We start from the raw sequence: 1,046 nt of genomic DNA on the forward strand, positions 1-1,046 counted from the left end.
AAAACATAAAGTATGATAGACCGACATAGAGCTCTCTATTTGTAACATTTTATGAATGGAATTCTCGGCTGATGCTGTCTAAATAGCAAACATTTTTTCGGGTTTATTTTGCAAGTTAAGAAGGAGATAAAATAATCATTAAATCTCCATTTAGACGTCTAGACTCCTGAAGTTTGTGTGATAGGATGGAATCATAACTAAAGGAATGAGGCTGTACTGTGGGAAGCAAAGTAAGACAACAGATTGAAGCTCAATTGAAGCAACGTATCTTATTGATTGATGGTGGTATGGGCACCATGATCCAAGGGTACAAACTTGAAGAGCAAGATTACCGAGGAGAGCGCTTTGCCAATTGGCACTGTGATCTAAAAGGCAACAACGACTTGTTGGTGCTAAGCCAGCCTCAAATAATTAAGGAAATCCATAGCGCTTACCTTGAAGCCGGCGCTGATATTCTAGAAACCAATACCTTTAACGCGACCACCATTGCGATGGCTGACTATGAGATGGAAAGCCTGAGTGAAGAGATTAACTTCGCCGCGGCAAAACTGGCTCGTGAAGTTGCCGATGAGTGGACGGCGAAAACGCCTGACAAACCTCGTTACGTTGCAGGTGTACTTGGTCCAACCAACCGAACGTGCTCTATCTCCCCTGATGTGAATGATCCCGGCTACCGCAATGTTTCTTTCGATGAGCTGGTTGAAGCGTATTCCGAGTCAACTCGAGCGTTAATCAGAGGTGGCGCTGATCTTATTTTGATCGAAACTATTTTCGATACATTGAATGCTAAGGCATGTGCCTTTGCTGTCGATTCTGTATTTGAAGAGCTTGGTGTTGCACTGCCTGTCATGATTTCCGGTACGATTACGGACGCTTCGGGCCGAACGTTATCAGGGCAAACCACGGAAGCATTTTACAACTCTCTACGTCATGTAAGGCCGTTATCTTTCGGTCTTAACTGTGCATTGGGGCCAGATGAACTGCGCCCATACGTGGAAGAGCTTTCTCGTGTTTCTGAATCATTTGTTTCCGCACACCCTAAGGCA

The 1,046-nt window shown here is 44.5% G+C and carries 1 protein-coding gene; it reads left to right on the forward strand.

The annotated features are described in order from the left end of the window. Positions 1 to 218 precede the first annotated feature (218 nt). Positions 219 to 1,046 (forward strand): homocysteine S-methyltransferase family protein (locus R7Z77_RS24210; protein ID WP_318136910.1); only part of this gene is annotated, 828 nt, incomplete at its 3' end.

The organism is Vibrio sp. 1401, assembly GCF_033340295.1.